Origin of the sequence: Haloterrigena salifodinae, from assembly GCF_003977755.1 — an archaeon.
GTDB classification, from domain to species: Archaea; Halobacteriota; Halobacteria; order Halobacteriales; family Natrialbaceae; genus Haloterrigena; species Haloterrigena salifodinae.
This window is the reverse complement of sequence record NZ_RQWN01000001.1, coordinates 1,085,592-1,109,430: the sequence shown is the minus strand read 5'-3', so window position 1 is coordinate 1,109,430 and position 23,839 is coordinate 1,085,592. Positions and strand designations below refer to the sequence as shown.

The 23,839-nt window shown below is 65.6% G+C and carries 20 protein-coding genes and 1 tRNA gene; 10 read left to right on the top strand and 11 right to left on the bottom strand.

Features of this window, described 5'->3' with window-relative positions:
• The first annotated feature begins 38 nt into the window (after positions 1-38).
• Both EH209_RS05595 and EH209_RS05590 read left to right on the top strand, forming a co-directional pair.
• Positions 39-1,148 (top strand): sulfatase-like hydrolase/transferase, encoded by a 1,110-nt coding sequence (locus tag EH209_RS05595; RefSeq protein WP_126661929.1) that lies wholly within the window; start codon positions 39-41, stop codon positions 1,146-1,148.
• Positions 1,145-2,062, top strand: coding sequence for an alkaline phosphatase family protein (locus EH209_RS05590; RefSeq protein ID WP_126661928.1), 918 nt, complete (start codon positions 1,145-1,147; stop codon positions 2,060-2,062). The genes EH209_RS05595 and EH209_RS05590 overlap by 4 nt, the downstream gene beginning before the upstream one ends.
• Before the next feature lie 719 nt (positions 2,063-2,781).
• Here EH209_RS05590 and EH209_RS05585 read toward each other — a convergent pair.
• Positions 2,782-2,856 (bottom strand) — tRNA-Met (locus EH209_RS05585).
• Positions 2,857-3,111: 255 nt separating this feature from the next.
• Between EH209_RS05585 and EH209_RS05580 the strand changes: the two genes are divergently transcribed.
• The 4 genes from EH209_RS05580 to EH209_RS05565 all read left to right on the top strand — a co-directional run bounded on the left by EH209_RS05580 (position 3,112) and on the right by EH209_RS05565 (position 8,674).
• Positions 3,112-4,122, top strand: a complete 1,011-nt coding sequence (locus EH209_RS05580) for a polysaccharide pyruvyl transferase family protein (RefSeq protein WP_126661927.1) — start codon at positions 3,112-3,114, stop codon at positions 4,120-4,122.
• Positions 4,123-4,216: 94 nt separating this feature from the next.
• Positions 4,217-5,659, top strand: a complete 1,443-nt coding sequence (locus EH209_RS05575; protein WP_126661926.1) for a sulfatase-like hydrolase/transferase — start codon at positions 4,217-4,219, stop codon at positions 5,657-5,659.
• A gap of 90 nt (positions 5,660-5,749) precedes the next feature.
• Complete coding sequence (locus tag EH209_RS05570) at positions 5,750-7,192, top strand: lipopolysaccharide biosynthesis protein (protein WP_126661925.1); 1,443 nt, start codon at positions 5,750-5,752, stop codon at positions 7,190-7,192.
• Between the two features lie 369 nt (positions 7,193-7,561).
• Positions 7,562-8,674: a glutamate-cysteine ligase family protein gene (locus EH209_RS05565; RefSeq protein WP_126661924.1), complete on the top strand. Its 1,113-nt coding sequence runs from the start codon at positions 7,562-7,564 to the stop codon at positions 8,672-8,674.
• A 111-nt stretch (positions 8,675-8,785) separates the two neighbouring features.
• Here the strand turns inward: EH209_RS05565 and twy1 are convergent, their stop codons facing one another.
• The 10 genes from twy1 to glpK all read right to left on the bottom strand — a co-directional run bounded on the left by twy1 (position 8,786) and on the right by glpK (position 17,877).
• Complete coding sequence (gene twy1, locus EH209_RS05560; RefSeq protein WP_126661923.1) at positions 8,786-9,823, bottom strand: 4-demethylwyosine synthase TYW1; 1,038 nt, start codon at positions 9,821-9,823, stop codon at positions 8,786-8,788.
• Between the two features lie 120 nt (positions 9,824-9,943).
• A complete protein-coding gene (locus EH209_RS05555) occupies positions 9,944-10,231 on the bottom strand; it encodes a hypothetical protein (RefSeq protein WP_126661922.1) in 288 nt (95 codons plus the stop codon).
• A gap of 350 nt (positions 10,232-10,581) precedes the next feature.
• A complete protein-coding gene (locus EH209_RS05550; RefSeq protein WP_126661921.1) occupies positions 10,582-11,268 on the bottom strand; it encodes an HAD-IIB family hydrolase in 687 nt (228 codons plus the stop codon).
• A 473-nt stretch (positions 11,269-11,741) separates the two neighbouring features.
• Complete coding sequence (dpsA, locus tag EH209_RS05545) at positions 11,742-12,311, bottom strand: DNA starvation/stationary phase protection protein DpsA (RefSeq protein WP_126661920.1); 570 nt, start codon at positions 12,309-12,311, stop codon at positions 11,742-11,744.
• A complete protein-coding gene (gene dpsA, locus EH209_RS05540) occupies positions 12,308-12,889 on the bottom strand; it encodes a DNA starvation/stationary phase protection protein DpsA (protein WP_126661919.1) in 582 nt (193 codons plus the stop codon). The genes dpsA (EH209_RS05545) and dpsA (EH209_RS05540) overlap by 4 nt, the downstream gene beginning before the upstream one ends.
• Positions 12,890-12,902: 13 nt before the next feature.
• Positions 12,903-13,451 carry a DNA starvation/stationary phase protection protein DpsA gene (dpsA, locus tag EH209_RS05535; RefSeq protein ID WP_126661918.1) on the bottom strand — a complete coding sequence of 183 codons (549 nt, stop codon included), beginning with the start codon at positions 13,449-13,451 and terminating at the stop codon, positions 12,903-12,905.
• A 168-nt stretch (positions 13,452-13,619) separates the two neighbouring features.
• Positions 13,620-14,411, bottom strand: a complete 792-nt coding sequence (locus tag EH209_RS05530) for a DUF2182 domain-containing protein (RefSeq protein WP_126661917.1) — start codon at positions 14,409-14,411, stop codon at positions 13,620-13,622.
• 32 nt (positions 14,412-14,443) lie between these two features.
• Positions 14,444-15,055, bottom strand: coding sequence for a DUF1326 domain-containing protein (locus EH209_RS05525; protein WP_126661916.1), 612 nt, complete (start codon positions 15,053-15,055; stop codon positions 14,444-14,446).
• 203 nt (positions 15,056-15,258) lie between these two features.
• Positions 15,259-16,332, bottom strand: a complete 1,074-nt coding sequence (locus tag EH209_RS05520) for a hypothetical protein (protein ID WP_126661915.1) — start codon at positions 16,330-16,332, stop codon at positions 15,259-15,261.
• A gap of 3 nt (positions 16,333-16,335) precedes the next feature.
• Positions 16,336-17,877, bottom strand: a complete 1,542-nt coding sequence (gene glpK / locus EH209_RS05515) for a glycerol kinase GlpK (protein ID WP_126661914.1) — start codon at positions 17,875-17,877, stop codon at positions 16,336-16,338.
• A gap of 307 nt (positions 17,878-18,184) precedes the next feature.
• Here glpK and glpA point away from each other — a divergent pair, with 307 nt between their 5' ends.
• The 4 genes from glpA (at position 18,185) to EH209_RS05495 (ending at position 23,811) form a co-directional block, all read left to right on the top strand.
• Positions 18,185-19,855 carry an anaerobic glycerol-3-phosphate dehydrogenase subunit GlpA gene (gene glpA / locus EH209_RS05510; protein ID WP_126661913.1) on the top strand — a complete coding sequence of 557 codons (1,671 nt, stop codon included), beginning with the start codon at positions 18,185-18,187 and terminating at the stop codon, positions 19,853-19,855.
• Position 19,856: 1 nt separating this feature from the next.
• On the top strand, positions 19,857-21,176 hold the full coding sequence (glpB, locus tag EH209_RS05505) for a glycerol-3-phosphate dehydrogenase subunit GlpB (RefSeq protein ID WP_126661912.1): 1,320 nt from the start codon (positions 19,857-19,859) through the stop codon (positions 21,174-21,176).
• A gap of 76 nt (positions 21,177-21,252) precedes the next feature.
• A complete protein-coding gene (locus tag EH209_RS05500; RefSeq protein ID WP_126662528.1) occupies positions 21,253-22,608 on the top strand; it encodes an anaerobic glycerol-3-phosphate dehydrogenase subunit C in 1,356 nt (451 codons plus the stop codon).
• Positions 22,609-23,811: a Cdc6/Cdc18 family protein gene (locus tag EH209_RS05495; protein ID WP_126661911.1), complete on the top strand. Its 1,203-nt coding sequence runs from the start codon at positions 22,609-22,611 to the stop codon at positions 23,809-23,811.
• Positions 23,812-23,839 lie beyond the last annotated feature (28 nt).

Sequence of the window (23,839 nt, the reverse complement as noted above, 5' to 3'; positions counted from 1 at the left end):
TCGCTTCGCGCTACAGACGGAGGCTACGAACCACGCACATGACGGAAACCACCCTGCTAGTTACGGTCGATTCGCTCAGAACCGATCACGTCCAGTACATGCCGGAGACCCTGGCGTTTCTGGACGACACCCACGACGCCGCGTTCGCCACGAGCACCGCGACGCCCGGCAGCTTCCCGGCGATCATCGGCGGGGAGTATCCGGCCGGCAACGGCCTCGAGTCCGAGGCCAGCGTCGCCCACGAGTTCGACGCCCCCAGCGTCGGGGTCACGACGAACCACTTGCTCTCTCAGGAGTACGGCTACGCGGCCGGCTTCGACTCGTTCACGTCGCCGAAGGGTGGCGGCGAGTCGCTGAAGGACAAGGGCGCGATCCTCCTCGAGCGCGGCTCGCTTCCCTACAAGGTCGCCAGCTGGGGCTACAACCGCTACCAGCAGCTCCGGAGCTACATCGAGGAGACCGAGAAGTCGTTCCGCCCCGCTGCGGACGTCGTGGACCAGTTTCTGCACGCAGTCGACGGCCGCGAGGAGTGGTTTGGTTGGCTGCACTTCATGGAGCCCCATCATCCGTACGACCCCGATGGTGCGAACGTCGACCGCGCGACGGCCCAGCGGGTCACCCGCCGCGTCCTCTCGGAACGTGGCTCCGAGGAGGACGAGGCCCTCGTCCGAAATCTCTACCGGCAGGAGATCGCCGAACTCGACGCGGCTCTCGAGCCCCTCTGGAACGCGATCCCCGACGAGACTCGGGTCGTCTTCTGTGGGGACCACGGCGAGTTGCTCGGCGAGGACGGGCTGTGGGGCCACCCCGGCGAGATGCGCCCCGAACTGCTAAACGTCCCGTTCGGCACGCGGAACGCCCCCGACGTCGGCGAGGTCGTCTCCCTGATTGACGTGCCGACGGTCCTGACCGGTAGCGAACACCGCCAGGGCACGTTCGACCGCGACACCGCCTTCGCCGCCTACGGGGACCAAAAGGCCGCGATGACCGCCGAACACATCGCGACGGCGGACGGCACGTACCGACTCGACAACGGCGAACCGGTCGACGACCCCGGACTCGAGCGGGAACTCGAGCGGTTCGATCCCGCCTACGTCGTCAAGGAAGAGGCGCTGCAGGAAGACCTGGAGGACCTGGGATACGCATGACCGTCGTCGTACTGGCGCTCGACGCGCTCGATGCCGGACTGATCGACCACTTCGATCTCGACTCGTTCCGCCTCGAGTCGGGCGGCGAGATCGAGACGTTCGCGAACACGCAAGACGTCCCGTACACGCCGGAGGTCTGGGCGACCGTCGCGACCGGGCTCGAGCCGTCCGAACACGGAATTACGGGCGGCGGCACGAGCGAGTGGCAAAACCCCGCACTCGATCTCGCCTCGACGGTCACCGGTCACCTCGACGAGTCGACGCGGGGGACGCTCGGCAAACTGGTCCGTTCTCGAACCGGCACGCGCGAGCGCATCGGTGAGACGGATCGCGAGTCGATGTTCGACGCCGACGACGCCGTCGTCCACAACTGGCCGGGCGTCCACGACGGGACACCCCTCCAGCGGGCCTGGGACCTGATGAACGCCGTCGCGGAGGGGATGCCCCGAAGCGAGTTCGAGCGCGAGCTGTTCGGGCTCTGCGCCCAGCAGTTCGGCTGGGCTCGCGAGATGCTCGCACACCCGGTCTCGATCGCCGGCGTCCACGTCCACACGCTGGACGCGGCGGGCCACGCCTACGCCGACGACGAGGCCGCGCTGGGCCGCGCTTACGAACGCGTCGGCGAGTTCGTCCAGGAGATCGTCGCCGCCCTCGGCGAGGACGACGAACTCCTCGTTGTCAGCGATCACGGCATGCGAACCGAGTTCTACCCGCCCGACGCCGGCGAGAAGCCGGCGAGCCACTCCTGGCGCGCGTACGCGAGCTCCACGGCGGACACGTATCCGAAATCGGTCTACGACGTGCGCCGGTGGGTCGAAGAACGCGCGGCAGAATCCGGTGCTGGTGCGTCCGACAGCGACGAGGGGATCGACATGCCGACCGAACGCCTGCGTGAACTTGGCTATCTCGACTGATTGCTACATCGCACCGCATAGTGCTCATCGTCGCGATTCGTGCAATCGACGAATTCCACTCGGTATGGACGGGTGTCGTCTCCCCCCGGATCGACCATCCAACCTACGGTAGCGCGCGCTGACGGCTGACCGAGCGCGAGCGAGGACAGCCGTCGATACTGTGCGAGATCTTTGCGAGTAGTGCGGGACCTCCGGTCCCGCATATATGCGAACGGGCGCGAAGCGCCCATGTGCAGATAGTACGAGCGAATGGCTTGGAAGACGCGAAGCGTCTTCCAATGGATGCGTGAGCGACTGTCAGGAGCGAACGAATCGGCTGAGGAGGCCGTGGCAATTCCCCGCCGCCACGATAGCAGGGTGTTCCTCGTCACGGTTTGCACGGTACTGCTTCGCCGTTCCGCGTCGTTACTCCCTCGAGTTCATCGTTTCTGTGCGATACCACGAGTTACTGTTCGCCTCGAGAACCAGTGGGAGGTAGATTTGAACTACGCCGACTTCGGTCGCGTTGCTCCCTCGTCGTCTACCTCAAATCCACTCGTCGAATTTTCAGGGAGTCAGGACTCATTCCTCGCTTCGCTCGTCGTTCGTCGTTGAATCCCTGAAAAGTAGCGAGAGGTAGATTTGAACCACGCCAGCACTTTCGCTTTGCTCGAGCGCTGTCTGGTTCAAACGGCCACCGTGCTATGGATGGCGCTCACGAGTTTGTTCGCGCCAAAACATAGCGGGAGGTAGATTTGAACTACCGGTCTGCGGGTTATGAGCCCGCCGGAATCTCCTGGCTATCCCATCCCGCTATCTATCCCTCTCTGCTGGTCACGATTAAGGCTTGGTATTCGTCCTGTCTCGAGACGATTAGCTGACACTCGTCGCGTGGCCCAGTACGGAGACGTCAGCAACGGATTACCGTCTGCAATCTCCCACGGACCGTTCCGCTCGATGCAATTCGACTCGAGATCGGCATCTCCAATCCGCCATCCGGCGCCGAATCGGACTGTTGTATGACCGTAGTCTCCCCATAATTATGCCCTATTCCGGTGGAGACGGGCGCAATGAGAATCCTGCTTTTGCGGACGTGGACGACGAACATCGGGAACGGATTCATCGACTACGGGGCGAAGGCGATGCTCGAGCGGGCGTTTCCCGACGCCGAAATCGTCGAGACGGGCGGCTACCCGAACCACGCGGCGGACACCGCGGCGCTGTGGCGCGGGACCCGAAAGTTCGAACGGATGGCTGGCCACGGGGCAGACTACGAGTCGCCGACCCACCAGATTCGGCAAAACGTGGTGAACGTCAGCGAACTGATCGACGCCGATCTGGCGGTCCTGCCGGGCTGCGTGCTCTCCCGGCCGACGTTCCGGAAGTACTTCGATACGCTCACTCGCCTCAGGGAGCGAGATATTCCGATCGTTATCGTCGGCGGGGGCGGCGAGGAGTACGACGAGGCCGAGCGCAAGGACGTCGAGGCCGTCTTCGACGCGCTCGACATCGAGGTCCTGCTCACGCGGGATCGAACTGCCTACGAGGAGTACGGCGACCTCGTCGAGTACCTGTACGACGGCATCGACTGTTCGCTATTCTTGGGCGACGCTCACCAGCCGCCCGAGGCGAACCGGCAGTTCGACGTCCACACGTTCGATAAGGGTGGGGAGCCCGATATCGACGGCGCGTCGTCGACGATCATCAGGCCCGATCACGCGCCCTTCGACGAACCGTACCACTTCCCGGTCGGCGAGCGAGCGCGAGAGCTGCTCGGCCTCGAGACGCCGCTGTTCGAGGCGGAGAACGTCTTCATCTCCGATATGGTGACCGACTATCTCTTCCTCTACGCCAACGCCGACGTGGTGCGATCGGACCGGATCCACGCCTGCCTGCCCGCCCTGACCTACGGCAACCGGGCGCAGTTCTACTTCGACACGCCGCGGGCGAACCTCTTCGATCGGGTTCCAATCGACGGCGACGTCACGAGCGAGCCGGTCCGGTTCGACATGGACGAACTCGAGCGCGAGAAGGACGCACAGGTCGAGGCCCTCGAGGAAGGGGTCACGACGGTTCTGTGAGCGTGACCATTCCGACGACCGGCGGACGGACGGCTGACGATCCCGCAGTCGAGTCCATTGCCGGGACTAGGTTCTTTGGCGGAGGGCTGGTAGGATGAACGGACACGCAACCATGGGAGACGAGCCATCCATCGCCCTCGTCGTGCTCGATACCCTGCGGGCGGATTCCTTCGACGAGCACTTCGACTGGCTGCCTGGCGTGCAGTTCGCGAACGCGTGGAGCACGAGCCACTGGACGGCTCCGGCCCACGCCTCGCTGTTCACCGGCCGGTACGCGAGCGAGGCCGGCGTGACGATCAAATCCCAGGATTTCGATCGGGAGGCGACTCGCCTCCCCGAACTCCTCCAGGGTCGTGGCTACCGGACGCGGGCGTTCAGCTGCAACGTCAACATCTCGGAGCAGCTGGGCTGGCACCACGGCTTCGACGAGTTCGACGGCGGCTGGCGGCTCAGCGGCCTCGGCGAGGACGTCTTCGATTGGGACGAGTTCATCGCCGAACACCAAGCTGACGGCCCCGAACGGTATCTCCGGGCGCTCTGGCGGTGCGTCGACGGCGACTGCGATACGACCCAGTCGCTGAAACAGGGCGCCCTGATGAAGCTCCGGGATATGGGCCTCAAGGGGCGCCACCCCGACGACGGCGCGGCGGAGTTCCTCGAGTACGTCCGCGACGAGTCGTGGGCCCGGGACGGCGAGTTCCTCTTCGCGAATCTCATGGAGGCGCACCTGCCGTACGACCCGCCCGACGAGTACAAGACCTATCCGGACGAGGAGTCGCCGCACTTCGACAGCGTGAAGGCCACGCTCGGGGAGCCGTCGGCCGATCCGGAGCGGATCAGGACCGCGTACGACGACGCCGTGCGGTACCTGTCGGACATCTACCGCGACATCTACGCGGAACTCGCCACCGAATTCGACTACGTCGTGACGGTCGCCGACCACGGCGAAGCGCTCGGCGAGTACGGCGCGTGGCAACACGGCGGCGGCCTCCATCCGCCGGTGACCCGCGTTCCGCTCGTCGTCTCCGCACCCGGACCGAACGCCGACGACCGAACCCCCAACGCGGACGGCGCGGAGCGACCGACGCGGGACGCCCTTGTGAACCTGCTGGACGTCTACGCGACGGTGCTCGACCTCGCCGGCGTCGACGCTGCCCACCGCCGCGGCGAGTCGTTCCGGCCGCTGTGCTCGAGCGACCCGATCGACACCGAGTCACACTCGAGCGACACCGTCATCACTGAGCCGCGGTCGAGCGCGCTGCTCGAGTTCCACGGCATCTCGAAGCGACGCGCGCTCGCGCTCGAGGAGGACGGCTACGATATCGGCCCCGTCGACCGCGAACGCCACGGCGTCGCGACGACCGACTGTTACTACTTCGAGGGGCTGTCCGGGACCGAGCTGCTCGGCGACTGCGATCCAGCAACCCTCGAGTCGACGCTCGACCGGCTGATCGACGACCTCGAGCGCCGCGAGGGGCTCTCCGAGGCGGATATGGACGGTCTGGAATCCCAGCTCGAGGAGCTGGGATATCTGTGACGGTGGTCGCGATGCGAGCGGTAGCGATCGATCGACCGACGTCGGTTCCCGACGCGATCGAAGCGTTCGATTCTGCCTGTTTCCGCCACCATGAGTGACGCGACCTCCGTCAGTCTCGGCGGCGAGACGCTCAAAGCGACGGCCGCGAAGTTCTCGATGGCCGCGATCGGGTTCCTCGGAACGATCGTCTTCGCGCGGGTGCTCGGTCCGACCGGATTCGGCGGTTACTACCTCCTCTTCTCGCTGGTGAAGATCGCCGACCGGGCGGTCAACGGGTGGGGAACCGCGGTCAAGAAGCGGTTCTCGGAGTCGGATACCGAGGCGGGCGAACTGGTCGGCAGCCAGGCCCTGTTCACGATCGTCTGGATGGTGTTCGTCTGTGCGGTGACGCTCGTCGTGTCGAACCAGCTGGTCGACTACACGGGGCTCCCCGAGGCGCCGGTGTTGTTCGTCGTCCTGCTGTTCGCCGTCACCCTCTTTGAGCCGCTGGATCTGATGGTGCAGGCGCGGGGCCGCGTCGGGGCGTCGATGTGGACCGACGCGCTCCGGTCGCTGCTGACCTTCCCGCTCCAGTTGGGGCTGATCCTGCTCGGGCTCGGCGCCGCTGGCATGGCCTACGGGCTGGCCGCGGCGACGTTCCTGACGGTGCCGATCCTCTGGTACTTCGTCCGCGTGCGGCCGGTCGCGCCGGGTCGCGAGACCGTCGAAAACCTCTGGTCGTACGCGAGGTTCAGCATTCCGAACTCGCTGCTCAGTCAGGCCTACGACCGGTTCGACATCATCCTGCTGGGCTACCTGTTAGCGCCCGCCGCCGCCGGCCACTACGAGGTCGCGCTCAAACTCACGGTGCCGGCGACGTTCGTGACGATGGCCGCCTCGAGCAGCCTCATGGCTCGCGTCAGCCACAGACACAGCAAGGGCGAGGAGCTGGGGACGGACGTCTCGAACACGCTGGCGTTTACGAGCATCGTCGCGATCCCGATGTTCTTCGGCGCCGTCGCGATGCCGGAACAGCTCGTCGTGACCTTCTTCGGCCCGGAGTACGCCGAGGCCGCCGTGCTCCTCGTCGGACTCGCGCTCTACCAGATCGCGAAGACCCAGGCCGGCGTGCTCACGAGCGTGATCGACGGGATCGATCGGCCGGACATCAACACGCGCGTCTCGGCGCTGACGCTGGGGATCAACATCGTCCTCGGCGTCGCGCTGACGCTCGTCTACGGCGCGATTGGCGTCGTGGTCGCGACGGCGATCGCCGAGACGCTCCGGTACGTCTGTTCGGCGGTCGTCATCAAACGGCAGCTCCCGTCGGTCGTCCTCTTCCCGCGGACGCTCGGCGAGCAGTTCGTCGCCGGACTCGCGATGTTCGCCGTGATCGTCCCGGTCGAACGCGCCGTCGCCGTCGACCACTGGTACCAGCTCCTCGCGATCGTCGCGCTTGGCGCGGTCGTCTACGCCGTCACGCTGGCGGCGATCAGCCGAAAGCTTCGCATCACGATCAGGGGCGTTGTCCACAGCTCCCGCTTCGAGATCTAGTCTTCAGGGCATGCCCAGCGGACGTCCCGACAGCCAATCGGCGATCAACTCGCCGATCGCTGCAACCCGGTTCGGATCCGCCGTCCAGAACCCGTCCCAGACGCGCGGCTCGGTCTCGAGGCAGACGAGCGCGGCGGTGCTCGAGCGGCGTTCTCCCGTCAGCAGGGTGGCGTCTTCGGAACGACTGTCGACGGAGTCGGGGATACTCTCGACTCGTATACGTGGTTGTTACGGCTAATGTCTCCATAGGCGAAACGCTCTTGAATGTGTTCGATGGACATTTCCATGTGATATGCTACCACTAATCTTTTCCCAGTGGAATCGAGACACGCCGCAGCAGGGACGCACCGACGATCCACGAAGACAACCGTGTCCGTAGCTCGTCCAGACCCGCGACGCCGAAGCATCGAGGTCGAGTACTGGGTAATCGACGACGAGGGTCGGCTGACCGAGCCGGGGGAACTTGTCGCGGCGTCGCCGGGCGCCGAACGGGAGTTCGTCGAACCGGTGCTCGAGATCAAGACCACGCCCTGCGAGACGGCGTCCGAACTGCGCGCGGAGCTGTTCGACCGGATCGGCGCCGTCCTCGAGCAGGCCGATGAGCTCGAGAAGGGTCTCGTGCCGCTGGCGACGCCGGTGGGAGACGAGCGGATTCGCGAACTGCCGAGCGATCGGACGCGGATCCAGAACACGGTCGTCGGCGAGGACTTCGAGTACGTGCGCCACTGCGCGGGGACCCACGTCCACGTCGAGCAGCAGCCCGGACGCGAGATCGATCAGCTGAACGCCCTCGTCGCGCTCGACCCCGCGCTCGCGCTGGTCAACTCGTCACCGTACTACCGCGGGCGTCCGATGGCGGCCGGCGCCCGGTCGAAGTGCTACCGCTGGCTGGCGTACGACGACGTTCCCCACCAGGGCTGGCTGTGGCGCTACGTCTCGGATCGCGCGGAGTGGACGCGACGACTCGAGCGACGGCACGAGGAGTTCGTGACCGTAGCGACCGACGCGGGGGTCTCGCGGCGGACCCTCGAGTCGAACTTCGATCCCGAGAGCGCGGTCTGGACGCCCGTCCAGTTTCGCTCGTCGTTTTCCACCGTCGAGTGGCGCTCGCCGGACACCGCGCTGCCGAGCCAGGTCGTCAGCCTGGCGAACCGTCTGGCCGACCTCGTCGGGGACCTCGAGAACACCGACGTACGCATCGACGGCCAGGAGGGCCGCGTCACGGACGAGACGATCACGCTCCCCGAGTTCGACGCCGTCCTCGAGTACACCGACTCCGCGATTCGGTCGGGGCTCGAGTCCGACGCCGTTCGATCGTACCTCGAGCGGATGGGGTTCGACGTCGACGCCTACGCGCCGCTCTCCCACGAGATCGGCGGCCGGAGACACGTCGGACCCGACGCAGCGCGAGAACTTCGGCTCGAGTACGCCGAGCGACTTGAGCGGGACGTGCGGCGGGCGAAGCCGATGCACAGCGACTGAGCGCTGTGGCAGGTCCAATAACTGGAGCGATAGTCAGCACAACAATAGCTCCGACGGCTCGAGCTCCGGTCGATACAATCGCGTCGGCGACGCGACCGATCGACCGCGCGCTCAGTCGCCGACGACCGGATCACGCTCCCAGAACTCGCTGCCCTTCTTGAGTTTGGGAACCCAGGTGTCCTTTTGCTTCGCGAGGAGCGCGACGCGGGACTCTGGCACCCCTTGAGACTCGGTGAACTCGGGCATGTACGCCTTGACCTCGTCGGCGAACGCCATGACCTCCTCGTGGTCGGGCATCGCCGAGCGGTCGAGCCGGCCCTGCGAGTGGCCGACGTGCATGTACGCCTTCAACTCGACGAAGTCGGGGTCGGCCTGCTGGTAGAAGCCGGCGTACCAGTCGGGGTGGTGCATGTTCTCGCCCTTGACGAGGGTCGTCCGGAGGACGGTGCGGGTTTCGTCCTTTTCGGCGAGAACGTCCATCGTCTCGAGCAGCCGTTCCCAGGCGTCCTCTTCCGTCGCGCCGACGACCTGATCGAAGGTGTGGCGCTCGGGGGCGTCAACGCTGACGTACAGTTGCGTCGGATCGCACTCACGGAGCATCTCGGGCCGGGTACCGTTGGAGACGAGGAAGGTGGTGATATCGCGGTCGCGGAAGGCCTCGATGAGTTCGGGCAGATAGGGGTAGAGCGTCGGTTCACCGTCCAGCGAGATGGCGACGTGTCGGGGCTCCATCGCCTGCTCGAAGACCTCGCGGGGCACCTCGTCGTTGCCGCCGAAGCCCGAGAGCAACTTCTTCTGGAGCCGGATCGAGGCGTCGACGACCGCTTCGGGGTCGTCCCACTCGACGTCGTCCATCTCGTAGGTGTGGCCCTGGTGGTCGCGCCAGCAGAAGACGCAGCGCTCGTTACACCGGACGACCGGCGTCATCTGGATGCAGCGGTGGGACTCGATCCCGTAGTAGATGTACTTGTAACACTTCCCCTCGCCCCGGACGGCGTTGGCCGTCCAGCCGCAGGTCTGGGCGGCGGTGTGGTTCTCGCTGTGGTAGTCCGGACTCGAGACCTGCATCGCGCCGCCGTCTGCACCCTCCTCGCGGTCGGCGTCGGTGTCGGTCCCGCCCTCGACGCCGGTGTCGGCGGAGTCGCTCATGTTGCCCCCGCTTGGACGGGGTCGACCAAAAGGCGTGTGGTGTCGCGCGTCGAACGTGGCTGATTTCGCTCGCGGGACTAACTCGAACGGCGTCTACGTATTGGCCGTCTCGAGCGGCGCCTATTTGTGTGGTAACTTGCCCGGTTCGGCCGGCTCGTCGTCCTCGAGCGTGACCTCGCGTTCGAAGCCGTACAGCACCAGCCCGGTGTTGGCGGTCATGATCGTGCCGGTCGTCGGAGCGGACGTGAACAGGAACAGCCCCGCGCCGACCGCGACGGCGCCCCCGGAGAAGGCGGCCCACAGCAGGGGCCTCGAGACCCCGTTGGCCGTGGCGTCCCGGTAGGTCCAGGCGAAGAGCCCGATCGTCCCCACCACGCCGACGACGGCGACGAGGGTGTCGACTACCATACGTGAGCCTTCGTCGGCCGAAAGAAAAGCGTTCTGAGTGGCTCGTGGTTGGCCCCGCTCGAATCAATTGTTCGTCTACTCGCTCCGCTCGAGGTATCTCTCTGCGGTGGCGCACGCTGGATCACGGTGACCGGCGAGGGAACCGTGATCCGAAGCCGTGCGAGGGATGAGTGAGTGACCGATGGGAGCGAACGAATCGGCTGGGGAGGGCGTGGCACTCACCGTTGCCAGCGTGACGTTGTGTTATTGCTGTATTCGATCTCTGGAAGCAAGGAGTTCCACATTCCCCTCAGCCGATTCGCTCACCGTGATCCGATCCACTGCACATGATTCGATCGCTCCGAGATGAGTTAGTCGACCGACCCGCGAACTCGCTCGAGCACGGCCAGCGTGCCATCGGCGTGAACGTCCTCGAGCACCTCGTCGGCCGCGTCCCGCGCCAGGTCGTCGGCGTTGGCGACGGCGAAGCTCCGGCCGACGGCCTCGAACGTCGAGACGTCGTTGATCGAGTCGCCCACCGCGACGGTTCGCTCGAGGTCGATACCGGCGTGCTCGGCGATCGTCTCGAGGCCGTCGCCCTTGTTCGGCGCGGCGTCCTTGACGTGGTAGGCGTAGCCGGTGTCGATCACCTCGAGGCCGTAGTCCGCGGCGATCTCGCGCAGGGGTTCGACGGGCTGGTCGAGGTTCACGGCGATCTCGGTCTCGCGCCACCGATTGACGGTGTTCTCCGGCCCCCAGCCCGTCTCGTAGCCGGCCGCGCGGTAGTCCTCGAGGACGGCCTGGGCGGCCGCGCGGTCGGCGGTGAAGAAGACGTCGTCGCCGGTGTAGACGACGCCGCCATTCTCGGCGACGACGAGTTCGGGGATGCCCACGAAGTGACAGAGGGCGACGGGGTAGGGGAAGGCTTTCCCGGTGGCGATCACGACGGGCGCGTCCCAGTCGCGGAGGGGGTCGAAGACGCGCGGATCGATGCCCCACCCCTCCGGGCGGGTGAGCGTGCCGTCGATGTCGAGAACCAGCGGCGGATCGTCCGTCATGGCCGTCACTCGAGGGCTGGGCGACCTAAAGGAGTCGGTTCAGTGCGCTCGAGACCGAGAGATCGGTCAGTGACGACGTCCGGTCACCCGGTCTCATCCGAACGCCTGCCCGAGCAGTAGATCGGAGCGTGGTTTCGTTATTCATAGCCCTGTCTGAAACTGAATCGGGGCGGTTCGCTAAGTACGTGTATACGCTGACTGATGCGGACGCAACGGCGACATCGTGGCAGTCCGCACCCATCTACTCGACGGCTTCACGCTCCGAGCTGTGAATCCGTTCTCTGGTCAGGAGGCTCATATGAAGGATCGAAACCGTCTAAACGACGCTCATCGAGTCGAACCCGCGGTCACACAGTACTGTCTCGATCGGGACGTGCTTTTTCGCACATCGAACCAACTGCCGGTGACTTCGATCCCGAGTATCGGTAAAATCTTGATGAATCGAATCCTACAGGGGTGTCCCCCGAGGCAATTCACCTCGTTGCGTCGTGACGAACGAGCGTATCGTCAGCGAGGTACCGATCGAGGACGTGAGCGTCCGCTTCGAGCGTCTCGAGATGGCGGCGCAGGAGTTCGCTCGTCGCCGTATCCCCGAGTCGGTCCGCCAGTTCGATGTGTTCGCGCCACTGCACTGCGAGCGTCGCGTACCCATCGAGGTCACGCTCGAGCGACGACCGGATATCGTAGTGATGGGCGTCCTCGATGTATATCGGCGCGTGTTGGCGGATACCCATCGGCCCGCAGGCTGGGACACCGCCGAGCGCGGTGATCCGAATGGCGATGTCGTCGGTCATCTCCGTGAGACGGTTGGCAGCATCCTCGAGGAAGTCACTGATCGGCTTCGATTCGGTCCCCTCGACGAGCCAGTAATGCTTGCGCACCTGGTTGAAGAGGATATACAGTCCCGATACTTCGCTGTTCAAGGCCCTGACCAACTCTTCGGCAACGTTCTGTTCGAGTCGGAGCCCGTTGTCAGCTACCGTGTCCCATTCCTGACGGATGTGAGACGAGTCGGGGCTCCAGAGATGGGGTGTTCTCATCATCGTTCCTTCAGCACCTCAGCTCGAACGAGCGTGTCATCTTCGAGTAATTGCTCGATGATGTGAGCGTCCTCTTCGAGGCCTTCGAGGCGGTCACGGAGCAGTTCGGCCGTGCCCGGGTCGGCTTTCTCTTCCGCAAGAGCGACGTGTTCACGCATGCTGACGATCAGGGTCGAATATCCCTCGAGATCGCCCTTCAAAGAGGCACGAAGGTCGTAGAGATCCTCGGCCTCGAGGTGGACTTCGGCCCGTTCCTGCAGTGTCGGCGGTGTGTTCGGGGGAATCCCGCCCAGTTCAACGATCCGAATCGCGACCTCGTCGTTAACCTCGCGCACGCGCTTGTACGCGTCCTCGAGGAAGGTAGCAACCGCCTCGTGTTCGGCACCTGCAGCAGTCCAGTAATGCTTGCGAAGCAGGTAGAACAGGTTGAACGATCCCGCATGGTCGATGCTCAAGGCGTCGATGATCACCTCGGCATCGGCGGGGTGGATCCGGAGTTCGTTTTCGGCGATAGTGCCCCACTCTTGACGGCGCTCGCCCGTATCGGGTTCCCGAACGAGTCGGCCTTGTTTTTGTGCCATTTCGGTCACCTATTCAGTGAGTGGCACTCTCGAGGACCAGCGTGTCGTCTTCGAGGTAGTGCTCGAAGTGGTGACCGTCTTCCTCGAGGTGGACGAGGATCTCACGTAACATCTCGCCGGTCGCAGGGTCACCGAGGTTCTCGGCGAGTTCGATGCTGTCGCGCATCGACTCGATGATGTCGCCGTACATTTCAAGATCATTCTCGAACATCGTGCGGACGTCGTAGACGTCTTCTCCCTCGAACTCGACGGTGGCGCGGTCCTCGAGGTTTGTTGGGCCCGAGACGGGGACGCCGCCCAGCGCCTGCGCACGCTCGGCGATTTCGTCGGCCCCCTCTTCGACGTGTTCGTAGGCGTCCTCGAGGAACTCGTGAAGCGGGAGGAACTCTGCGCCTTCGACGACCCAGTGGTGTTTCTTGAGTTGGTGGTAGAGGACGTACGAGTTCGCCAGTTCGGAGTTTAGCGCCTCGACGACCTGCTCGGCTTTGTCTTGATCGAGTCGGAGAGCGTTTTCATCGACGGTGCCTGCCTGTTGACGGACGGTTGTCTCTTGGGAACTCATTGCATGGATGTAATCGCTCGACCTTCATATACCTTTCAGGTACTGAATACTTTTGGGGAGCCTAAATCTATTTTGTCGGTCCTGTACTATCAGAACACCTACTGAATTCCCCGGGATGAGTAGGTGTCCGCTCCCTCACGCGCTTCAAAATACACCGTAACACTACTGCTAGACCAGTGCGATCACGATGACGGTACTTCCGGCGGCGCCGGCGAGAACTCCGACTACTCGTGCTAGTTGCTCACCCCACGCGACCGTTCGCTCGAGCGAGAGCACGACCGCGATGAGCGCCATCCAGACGATATTCATCGAGCCCACGATCACCATGAATGCGAACAGCGCCCAACAACACCCGACGCAGAAGACGCTGAACTGCCAGCTCATCCGAACGGCGCCGCGCACTCCCGGTTGGTGATGACTCATGAGGAATCCGAGCGGCGACCGGCAATACCGCAGACACCGGTATTTGTACGGCGAGAGCTGGTACCCCGACAAGAGGAGCAACGACCCACCCATCAGGAGCCCGCCGTGGGCGTTCGCGAGGGTGACGATCGGTACCACCGCGTTAACGACGAGCGGGACGATTCCTGTCAGTGTCCACACGAGCGCGTACGTTCCGAGAAACGCCCCGACCCGTGCTCCTTTCCCCGCTATCGTCGTCCCCTCGAGCGTCTCGGCGTACAGCCGGAAGAGCGGGACCGACGAGGGGTACATCATGGCGATCATCATCACACCCCACATGAGCAGGTAGAGGCTGATACCGGTCAGCCCGTTCGAGACGGCCATCGCTTCCGGTGCTCCCGGGTCGGACATCTGCAGCCCCATCCGTCCGCCGGACATCGGGAGCCACCGACCCACGACCGCCGCCCAGGCGAGTAACGCGAGTACGTACGTGACGAGCGCGACGATCGGAACGCGTCGACGGGTGAACCGGTTTCGAAACGAGTCGTGTCTTCCCATGGTAGATCGTCCGTATCGCCGTCGTTCCGTTCTCAGGAGTTCGCCAGTTCGAAGTCCCCGAGGTAGGCGTTGTTCCCGGAAACGTCCCACGTAAACTGATCGTCGTAGGAGACGGTGGCCGTGGCCGACTTGCCGGTCTGCACCTCGAGGCTCTCCGTCAGCGGGTGGGGAGAGACCGTCCCGACCTCCTCGTTGAATCCGACCGCGCCGCTCGCGTCCATCTCGACGGCGTCCCCGATCTCGACGGAGAAGTCCGATCCGTCCCGCGAGAAGCTGATCGGAACGGTCGCAACGTCGGCGGACCGGACGTGCGTATCGGCGACGGGTGCCCAGATCCCACCGGCGCGGCCGGAATAGATGTCTTCGATGGCCTCGCGCTGGTCGTCATCGGCCGTTTCGTCGACGAGTAACACGATATCCCACTCCGTCTCGGGGGCGAACATGACGCCCTCATCGGTCGAAATGAGCATGCCGACATCCACCCCGCTCAAGTCGACATCGCCGTAGCTCCCTTCCTCGATGTGCCACGCCAGCGAGACGGTACAGACGTCGTCGTCCGGTGGTTCCATCCACACGCACTGACACGCGACGTCACAGTTGCAGGCTTCGACGTAGTCTCCCTTGATGATCCACTCGTTTGCCATTGCTGAACACCGTGTTATACGGCAGCAAGTGCCACGATAAAGCTATCTAGTGAAACTAGCCCACCCGATGAAAGCGCCGAGTTGGCCGTCCGATACGCGCCGCTCAGAAAACAGCCTCGCTCCCGTTGAGCGTCAATGGTACCGGAACCCAAATAGTATCCAGCAGAGTTGAAAGGCAGACCGCAGTCGAATTTCGGATTCCCTCAGAGCCCGAGATAGCCCGAGTTGGGGAGTAGCCCAGCCAGATACAGGAGGCCGAGGACGAACATGAACGCCGCGATAGCCATCGCTGGCGGGTCGACGTGGGTCCCGGAGTGCGAGTAGAACACGCGCTGGGACACCTCGCCGATGAGGCCGCTGATCGCGCCGAACGCGCCGGCAACGAGCAGGGCGATCGGTTCGCTCCCGATCGCGGGCATCGCGATCACCGCGCCGACGGCGCCCAGCAGCGTGATGTGGTGGGTGACCGGAATCTTCTCGACCCCGAGGTTGAGGAAGAGCAGGCTCATCGCCGAGATGCCGTAACCGAGGAAGATGCTACCGGTCTCGAGCCAGATGAAGCCGCCGAGGATCCCGCCGACGATGCCGATGGCGGTGACGCCGGACCACTCGTACTGGTGTGGCAGCCAGGGCTCGGTCGCCAGCCGGTCGGTCTGGGTCCCGCCGTCAGTGGCCATGCGCTTCTCCTCGCGCTCGAACGGGGACATGTCGAGGACGCTCGAGCCGCCGACCCGGCCGACTATCGGATAGCCGAAGGCGAGTCGAGCGAGGAACGCCGTCGCCACGACCGAGAGCGCGATGTTGTCCGTCGGGAAGCCGAGCCCGCCCATCACCTGGGTGATGAGCATCCCGAGCACGCCGAAGAGCGCCCCGACCGCGAGGATGTCGGGTTTGGTCCCGAAGGCGTAGAGGATGTTCTTCCCGAAGTGGTAGTCCCAGTCGGCGGGATCCATTTCGGGATACTTCTTCCCAGCGTAGGCCGTCGCGGCGACGCCGCCGGCGAAGGCGATGTGCGGCCCGGTGACCGCACCGAAGCCGATTACGTCAGTGATGCCCGTTGCAATGTCGCCGGCGCCGATCGCCTCGGCGGCGCCGATTTCGCCCTCGAGGACGGCGAGCCCTTCACCGAGGAAGACGACGAAGCCGGTGAAGACGAAGGAGGGAAGCGCGCCGAGAGCCGCGCCGAACGCCCCGCCGGCGAGCGCGGCGATGAGCAGGACGGCGAACGCTTCGGTCTCCATGCCGATAATCGGAATCTGGAGTATGGTTCCGAACATAGCTCACTCCTCGTCGTCCCGCGCCCAGTCGCGCGCTCGGTCGACCGCTTCCGTCCAGCGCGCGTAGCGGTTGTCGGCCCGGTTAGCGTCCATCTCGGGTTCGAACTCGCGGTCGATCTGCCAGTTGTCTCGCAGGCTGTCGACGTCGTCCCAGTAGCCCACGGCCAGCCCGGCGGCGTACGCGGAGCCGAGTGCCGTCGTCTCGTCGACGACCGGGCGGACGATCTCCGAGCCGATGATGTCGGACTGGAGCTGACAGAGGTAGTTGTTCTTGACCGCGCCGCCGTCGACCTTCAGCGAGGTCATCTCGATGCCCGAGTCGGCCTCCATCGCCTCCGCGACGTCACGGGTCTGGTAGGCGATCGACTCGAGGGTCGCCCGGACGATGTGTTCTCTCCGGGTGCCACGGGTCATCCCGACGATGGTGCCGCGAGCGCGCTGATCCCAGTGGGGCGCGCCCAGTCCGGTGAACGCGGGGACGACGTAGACACCGTCCGTCGAGTCAACGCTGCGGGCGAGTTCGGCCGTCTGGGCCGGGTTGTCGATCAGCGAGAGGTCCTCGAGCCACTCGATCGCCGCGCCGGTGATGAAGATCGACCCCTCCAGCGCGTACTGGACGTCCTCGCCCGAGCGCTGGAACCCGATCGTCGTCAGCAGGCCGTGGTCGCTCGTGACGGCCTCGCTGCCTGTGTTCATCAGGAAGAACGAGCCGGTGCCGTAGGTGTTCTTCGCGTCGCCGGCGTCGAAACAGGTCTGGCCGAACAGCGCGGCCTGCTGGTCGCCAAGCGCCCCTGCAACCGGAATCTCGTCCTCGAGGAAGCCGTCCGGATCGGTCGTCCCGTAGGTGTCGTCGTCGCTGGACGGGCGGACCTCGGGGAGCATCTCCTTCGGGACGTCGAACTCCGCGAGGAGGTCATCGTCCCACTCGAGGTCGTGGATGTTGTACAGCATCGTCCGCGAAGCGTTCGTGACCTCGGTGATGTGCTCGCCGGTCAGGTTGTAGATCAGCCAGCTATCGATCGTGCCGAACAGCACGTCGCCCTTCTCCGCGCGGTCGCGGATGTCCTCGGGCCGGGAGCGCTCGAGTTTGATCGGGTCGGCGTTGTCGAGCAGCCACTCGGCTTTCGTCGCCGAGAAGTAGGCGTCGGCCTCGAGGCCGGTCTTCTCGCGGATCGTCTCGACCTGTCCCTCCGCTTCGAGTTGCTCGACGCGGTCGGTCGTGCGCCGGTCCTGCCAGACGATGGCGTTGTGGACCGGCCGGCCGGAGTCGGCGTCCCACAGCAGCGTCGTCTCGCGCTGGTTGGTCACGCCGATGGCCTCGAGCTGATCGGGACTGATCCCCGCCTGACCGAGCGCCTGCGTGATGACGCTCTTGGTATTCTCCCAGATCTCCATCGGGTCGTGCTCGACCCAGCCGGGTTCAGGATAGATTTGTTCGTGCGTTTCGTAGGCGTTCGCGACGACCTGGCCGCCGTGATCGAACACGATAAAGCGCGTCCCGGTCGTCCCCTGGTCTACCGCACCGACGTACGTGGATTCTGTCACTGGTGATCTCCCTCGTTGCTCCGCGCGATGTCTTTACCGACGATCGCACGATACTGGTAAACAATACCTACTATCATTATAAAATTTGTTGAACTCCTAAATTGTATTTCATATACTATCTGATACCACCTGGCCAATTACCCCTGGTAATCGTCCGTTTCGGCTATTTTCAGGCTTCTCGACCGTTTCGGATGGTCAGTCGGCGTCACGTCGTTCGAGCGGCAATCTCGAGGCAACCGACTCGTTACGGACGTTCCGGAACCGTCGATAAAATAAAGGTCCGGGAGAGAGAGGGTTGAACGAAGGCATGGCAACGGACACCGAGGTCCTCGTTCTCGGAGGCGGGTCGACGGGCTGTGGCATCGCGCGGGATCTGGCGATGCGCGGCCTCGAGGTGACCCTCGTCGAGCGAGGCAATTTGACCGACGGCACGACCGGCCGTATGCACGGCCTGCTCCACAGCGGCGGCCGCTACGCCGTCTCTGATCGCGCCAGCGCGACGGAGTGTATCGAAGAAAACGAGATCCTCCGGGAAATCGCCGGCCACTGCGTCGAGGAGACCGGCGGCCTGTTCGTCCAGCGCCCCGAGGACTCGGACGACTACTTTCAGGAAAAACTCGAGGGCTGTCGGGACTGCGGGATCCCTGCGCGCGTCCTCTCGGGGCGGGAGGCCCGCGAGGTCGAACCCTACCTCGCGGAAGACGTGAAACGAGCCATCGAGGTCCCCGACGGCGCGGTCGATCCGTTCCGGCTCTGCGTCGCGAACGCGATCGACGCCGAGGCCCACGGCGCGCGCGTCGAGACCCACGCGGAGGTGGTGGACCTCTTACGAGACGGCGACGACGTCTACGGCGTCGAGGTGCGCCACGAGTCGGGGCCCGGCAAGCGGACGCACGCGGCGGCCGGCACGACCGAGGAGATCACCGCCGAGTACGTCGTCAACGCGACGGGCGCGTGGGCGGGGGAGATCGGCGCGATGGCCGACCTCGAGATCGAAGTTCGCCCCTCCAAGGGCGTCATGACCATCATGAACGTCCGGCAGGTCGACACCGTCATCAACCGCTGCCGGCCGAAGGGCGACGCCGACATCGTCGTCCCCCACGAGACGACGGCCATCCTCGGGACGACCGACGAGGAGGTCTCCGATCCGGACGACTTCCCCGAGGACCAGTGGGAGGTCGACCAGATGATCGACACCCTCTCGGAGCTCGTTCCGATCCTCGAGGAGGCGCGGACGATCCGCTCCTTCTGGGGCGTGCGCCCGCTGTACGAACCGCCGGGGACCGGCACGCAGGACCCGACGGACATCACGCGGGACTTCTTCCTGCTCGACCACGCCGACCGCGACGGCGTCTCCGGCATCTCGAGCATCGTCGGCGGCAAGTTCACCACGTACCGCGCGATGGCTGAAGAGATCTCCGACCACGTCTGCGAGAAGTTGGGCGTGAACGCGTCCTGTGCTACCGCCGACGAACCGCTGCCTGGGAGCGAGAACATCGAGACCCTCGAAGCCGGCATGGACGATTTCGGCCTCCGGTCGCCGGTCGCGCGCCGGAGCAAACAGCGCCTGGGGAGTCGGGCGAGCGAGGTCCTCGAGACCGACGAGGCAAACCCCGTGGTCTGTCAGTGCGAGGGCGTCACGCGCGCGGAGATCCGCGACGCGGTCGACCAGTCGGGGACGGACCTGAACGCGGTCCGCATCCGTACGCGGGCCTCGATGGGCAACTGTCAGGGCGGTTTCTGCTGTCAGAACATGGCCAACGAACTCCACCCCGAGTACGACGAGGAGACGGTCCGCGCAGCGCTGGACGAACTCTTTCAGGAACGCTGGAAGGGCGAGCGCCACGCGCTGTGGGGTGAACAGCTCTCACAGGCCATGCTCAACTACGCCCTCCACGCGACGACGATGAACCGGGATCGGGATCCCGCGGGCGAACCGACGGCAATCGAGTTCGCCGACTTCGACGGAGGGGCCTGAGATGGCCATCGAAGACGACGTTCTCGTGATCGGCGGCGGCCTCGCGGGCGCCACCGCGGCGCTTGCGGCCGCAGATGCCGCGCCCGACGTCCGCGTCCGACTAGTGACGTACAAACAGAGCACGCTCCGCCACGCCAGTGGACTGATCGATATCCTCGGCTACGCGCCTGGCTCGCCCGAGGAGGGACCGCTCGTCGATCCCTTCGACGCGCTTTCCGACCTCCCCGAGGGCCATCCTTACGAGCGCGTCGGGAGCGAGGCCGTCCGCGAGGCGCTGGCCTTCTTCGACGACGTCGCGGGCAACGCCTACGCGGGCGACCACACCGACGCGAACGCGCTGGTCCCGACCCACGGCGGCACCGTCAAACCGACCGCGCGGTATCCCGTCTCGACGGCCGACGGCCTGGCCAGCGACGACCGCGACGCGCTACTGGTCGGCTTCGAGACCTTGCCGGACTTCGAGGCGCCGCTGGCCGCCGCCCACCTCGAGGCCGCGGGCGCGCCGTTCTCGGCCCGCGGCGCGACGATTCCGTTCCCCGGAATCGTTCGGGACGACGCGAAGGTGACCCGCTACGCACACCTGCTGGATCAGGACGAGACCGTGACGACCGGCGCGCGCGAGGCGCTCGCGACGACGGTCGCCGAACGCCTCGCGGACGAATCCCGCGTCGGCTTCCCCGCCGTGTTGGGTGACGAGCACGCGGCCGAGGTCCGCGCCGACCTCGCGGATGCACTCGGCGCCGACGTCTTCGAGGTCCCCATGGGGCCGCCCAGCCTCCCCGGCATGCGACTCGAGGACCTGCTGTACGACGCGCTCGAGGACGCGGGCGTTCGCGTCACGTCGGGCGTGCCGGTGATCGATTACGAGACGGCCACCGAGGCGGACGCGGTGGCGGCAGACGGCGGCAGCGGCGCCGACCGCATCGATCGCGTCGTCGTCGACCGCAACGGCACCGAGATCCCCCACCGCGCCGACCAGTACGTCCTGGCGACGGGCGGGCTGGTCGGCAAGGGCGTCCGCTCGGAGCGCGAGCGGGTGTTCGAGCCGATCTTCGACTGCCACGTCCCCCACGCCGCCGACCGTTACGACTGGTTCGTCGACAACGTCTTCGGCGACCAGCCCTACGCGCGGTTCGGCCTCGCGTCCGACCGCGACCTCCGTCCGCTTGACGCCGGCGACGAACCGGAGTTCGCGAACCTGCGGGCCGCGGGCGCAGTGCTCGGCGGCTACGACTTCGCCGCCGAGAAGTCCGGCGCGGGCGTCTCGCTCGCGACGGGCTACGTCGCCGGGACGCGAGCCGGAGAGGAGGTGGGTGAATAACGATGACCAACTGGAGAACCGACGACCGGCCGAGCGACTCGAGAGCGAGCGAGACACGACGACCACGACTACACTCATGAGCGACGCAGAGCAACCGACCGACGATCACGTACCGGGAGCCGAAGAGGAGGAGTTCGAACCCATCCAGGTGTTCCCCGAGGCCGAGGAGATGGACCTCCGGCCGGGAGCTGACAACTGCTACAAGTGCTCGACCTGCGACACCAACTGTCCCGTCGCCGAGGTCGACGACGAGTTCCCCGGCCCGAAGTTCCAGGGCCCCGAGCAGTGGCGGCTCAAGCGCCAGGACGACCACGACGTCGACGACTCGGTGATGAAGTGTTCGAACTGCATGCGCTGTGACAGCGCCTGCCCCTCCGAGGTCCCCCTCTCGCAGATGCACAACACGGCCCGCGGGGAGTACGTCGAGGAGCAGATGGAGAAATTCTCTCGGGAGTACCTCCGCAATCGGATCCTCGCGAACTACCGGCGACTCGCGCCGCTGGCGGCGGCGTTCCCCCGCACGGCGAACTTCGTGATGGGGCTGTCCGTCACGAAGTGGATGGGCGAGAAGCTCCTGGGAATCACGAGCGAGCGGGAGTTCCCCGAGTTCGCGACCGAGACGTTCCGCGAGTGGTGGACGAAGCGCGGCGGCGCGAAGGTCGAAAACCCGGACAAGCGGATCGCCTACTTCCACGGCTGCTACTCGAACTACAACACGCCCGAGGTCGCGAAGGCGCTCGTCCGCGTCTACGAGCACTTCGGCTACGAGATCATGGTCCCCGACCAGTCCTGTTCTGGGACGCCGATGTTCGCCAACGGCATGCTCGAGGACGCACGGCGGGCCGCCGAGACCAACGTCCGCGAACTCGCCGCGGCACTGGAGGACGGCGCCGATATCGTCGCCTCCTGTAGCTCCTGTTCGATGTCGCTCCGCCAGGAGTACCCCGAACTGTTCGATTTCGAGAACACCGAGACGGTGGCCGAGAACACCTGGGACGCCGTCGAATACCTCCGAGTTCACGAGGATCTCGAGAGCGAACTCGAGGGGCGCTCGGTCGAGGGTGACGAGTTCGACGACTTCGCCTATCACGCACCGTGTCATTCACGTAACCAGGGGCTCGACGGACAGACGATCGAAGTGCTCAGCATGATTGACGGCATCGAGGCCCACGACGTCGGCGACTCCTGTTCGGGGATCTCCGGCACCTACGGCTGGAAGGAGGAGAACTACGAGACGTCGATGAAGATCGGCGAGGAGATGTTCGAGCACATGGACGCGGCCGACGCACAGACCGGGCTGACCGAGTGTCCGACCTGCTCGATGCAGATGGAACACGGTACCGGCTACGAGATCAAACACACGCTCGAGGTCCTCGAGGCGGCGCTGGTCGGGTCCGGCTCGGCTGCGGGCGGGCGCCGGGAGGCCGGGTAGATGGAGCTGCGGGAGCGCATCGCCCGACGACGATCGGCGCGACAGGACCGCGAGATCCTCGTTGACCGGGACTATCTCAGTCCGGTGGTCCACCCCGCGGACCCGATCGGTCGCGGCCCCGTCTTGGAACAGTTGCTCGACGCGCTCGAGGCGGTGTTCGACGGCGAGTTGCCGCCACCGATCGCCGTGGTCGGCCCGGCGGGCGCGGGCACGTCCGCGATCGTCACCGCCGTCTTCGACGCGTTGAACGAGCAGCTCGGCGAATCGTCTCGGTCGATCGGCACGACGACCCGGGCGGGTCGGGTCGGGTCCTCGACGTGGTTCGTCTACGTCGACGGCCGCCGCGTCGAGAGCGCCTTCGCCCTCTACCGGACCGTCCTCTCGGTGCTCTCGAGCGAACCCGTCCCCGAGAGCGGCGTCGGGACCGACGACCTTCGCGACCGACTTCAGCGGCAACTCGCGCGGCCGGATCGCCACGCGGTCGTCGCGGTCGACCACCACGACGAGCCCGAGACGCTCGCCTACGAGCGAGCCCGCGAGTTGCTCGCGCCCGTCACCGATAGCGTCTCGATCGTCGCCGTCGGCCGGGAGGCCCCCGACGAACTGGCGGCCGAGCAGCCGACCGTCACCGTCCCGGCCTACCGCGATCACGAACTCGTCGAGGTGATCTCCGATCGCGCGTCGACGGGGCTCGCCGCCGGCGCGCTCGATCACGAGTCCGTCCGCGAGCTGGCGGCGTGGGCCAACGGGAACGCCCACGACGCGCTCGCGGCTCTGTTCGGCGCCGCCGTCGTCGCGAGTCGGGACGGGAGCGACAGGGTCGCCGCGGAGCACCTCGAGCAGGCGAAAGCCGACGTTCCCGACGACTGCGTCCACCTCGATCGGGTGCTCTCGCTGTCCGAGACCCGCCAGCGCGTGCTGCTCGATCTCGTCGCCATCGACGCCGCCGACCGCCCGATCCGTGATCTCGCGACCGAGATCGCCGACCGATCGTCGCTGACCGCCGGCACCGTCAAACGATTCCTCTACGAACTCGCCGATCACGGCGTCGTCGAACGCGTCCCGCTCTCGACGACCGGGAGCGGCCGCCGCCCCAGCACCCTCGCGGTGCGGTTCCCGACGATCGCGTTCCGGACGCTCGGACCGAGCCCCAACGAAACCGACGAGCCCGCGGACGGGGACGATACTGCACCCGCGTCCTGATCGCTCCGCTCGAGTCTCCGCTGTCGAA

Bases quoted from the DNA above. Each gene is read 5' to 3' on its own strand.
- EH209_RS05525 (WP_126661916.1), bottom strand. From the start codon at position 15,055: ATGGCAAACGAGTGGATCATCAAGGGAGACTACGTCGAAGCCTGCAAC.
- EH209_RS05550 (WP_126661921.1), bottom strand. From the start codon at position 11,268: ATGACGGACGATCCGCCGCTGGTTCTCGACATCGACGGCACGCTCACC.
- dpsA (WP_126661918.1), bottom strand. From the start codon at position 13,451: ATGAGTTCCCAAGAGACAACCGTCCGTCAACAGGCAGGCACCGTCGAT.
- glpA (WP_126661913.1), top strand. From the start codon at position 18,185: ATGGCAACGGACACCGAGGTCCTCGTTCTCGGAGGCGGGTCGACGGGC.
- EH209_RS05555 (WP_126661922.1), bottom strand. From the start codon at position 10,231: ATGGTAGTCGACACCCTCGTCGCCGTCGTCGGCGTGGTGGGGACGATC.
- EH209_RS05580 (WP_126661927.1), top strand. From the start codon at position 3,112: ATGAGAATCCTGCTTTTGCGGACGTGGACGACGAACATCGGGAACGGA.
- EH209_RS05590 (WP_126661928.1), top strand. From the start codon at position 1,145: ATGACCGTCGTCGTACTGGCGCTCGACGCGCTCGATGCCGGACTGATC.
- dpsA (WP_126661920.1), bottom strand. From the start codon at position 12,311: ATGATGAGAACACCCCATCTCTGGAGCCCCGACTCGTCTCACATCCGT.
- dpsA (WP_126661919.1), bottom strand. From the start codon at position 12,889: ATGGCACAAAAACAAGGCCGACTCGTTCGGGAACCCGATACGGGCGAG.
- EH209_RS05530 (WP_126661917.1), bottom strand. From the start codon at position 14,411: ATGGGAAGACACGACTCGTTTCGAAACCGGTTCACCCGTCGACGCGTT.
- EH209_RS05500 (WP_126662528.1), top strand. From the start codon at position 21,253: ATGAGCGACGCAGAGCAACCGACCGACGATCACGTACCGGGAGCCGAA.
- glpB (WP_126661912.1), top strand. From the start codon at position 19,857: ATGGCCATCGAAGACGACGTTCTCGTGATCGGCGGCGGCCTCGCGGGC.
- EH209_RS05595 (WP_126661929.1), top strand. From the start codon at position 39: ATGACGGAAACCACCCTGCTAGTTACGGTCGATTCGCTCAGAACCGAT.
- EH209_RS05575 (WP_126661926.1), top strand. From the start codon at position 4,217: ATGAACGGACACGCAACCATGGGAGACGAGCCATCCATCGCCCTCGTC.
- EH209_RS05520 (WP_126661915.1), bottom strand. From the start codon at position 16,332: ATGTTCGGAACCATACTCCAGATTCCGATTATCGGCATGGAGACCGAA.
- EH209_RS05570 (WP_126661925.1), top strand. From the start codon at position 5,750: ATGAGTGACGCGACCTCCGTCAGTCTCGGCGGCGAGACGCTCAAAGCG.
- twy1 (WP_126661923.1), bottom strand. From the start codon at position 9,823: ATGAGCGACTCCGCCGACACCGGCGTCGAGGGCGGGACCGACACCGAC.
- EH209_RS05495 (WP_126661911.1), top strand. From the start codon at position 22,609: ATGGAGCTGCGGGAGCGCATCGCCCGACGACGATCGGCGCGACAGGAC.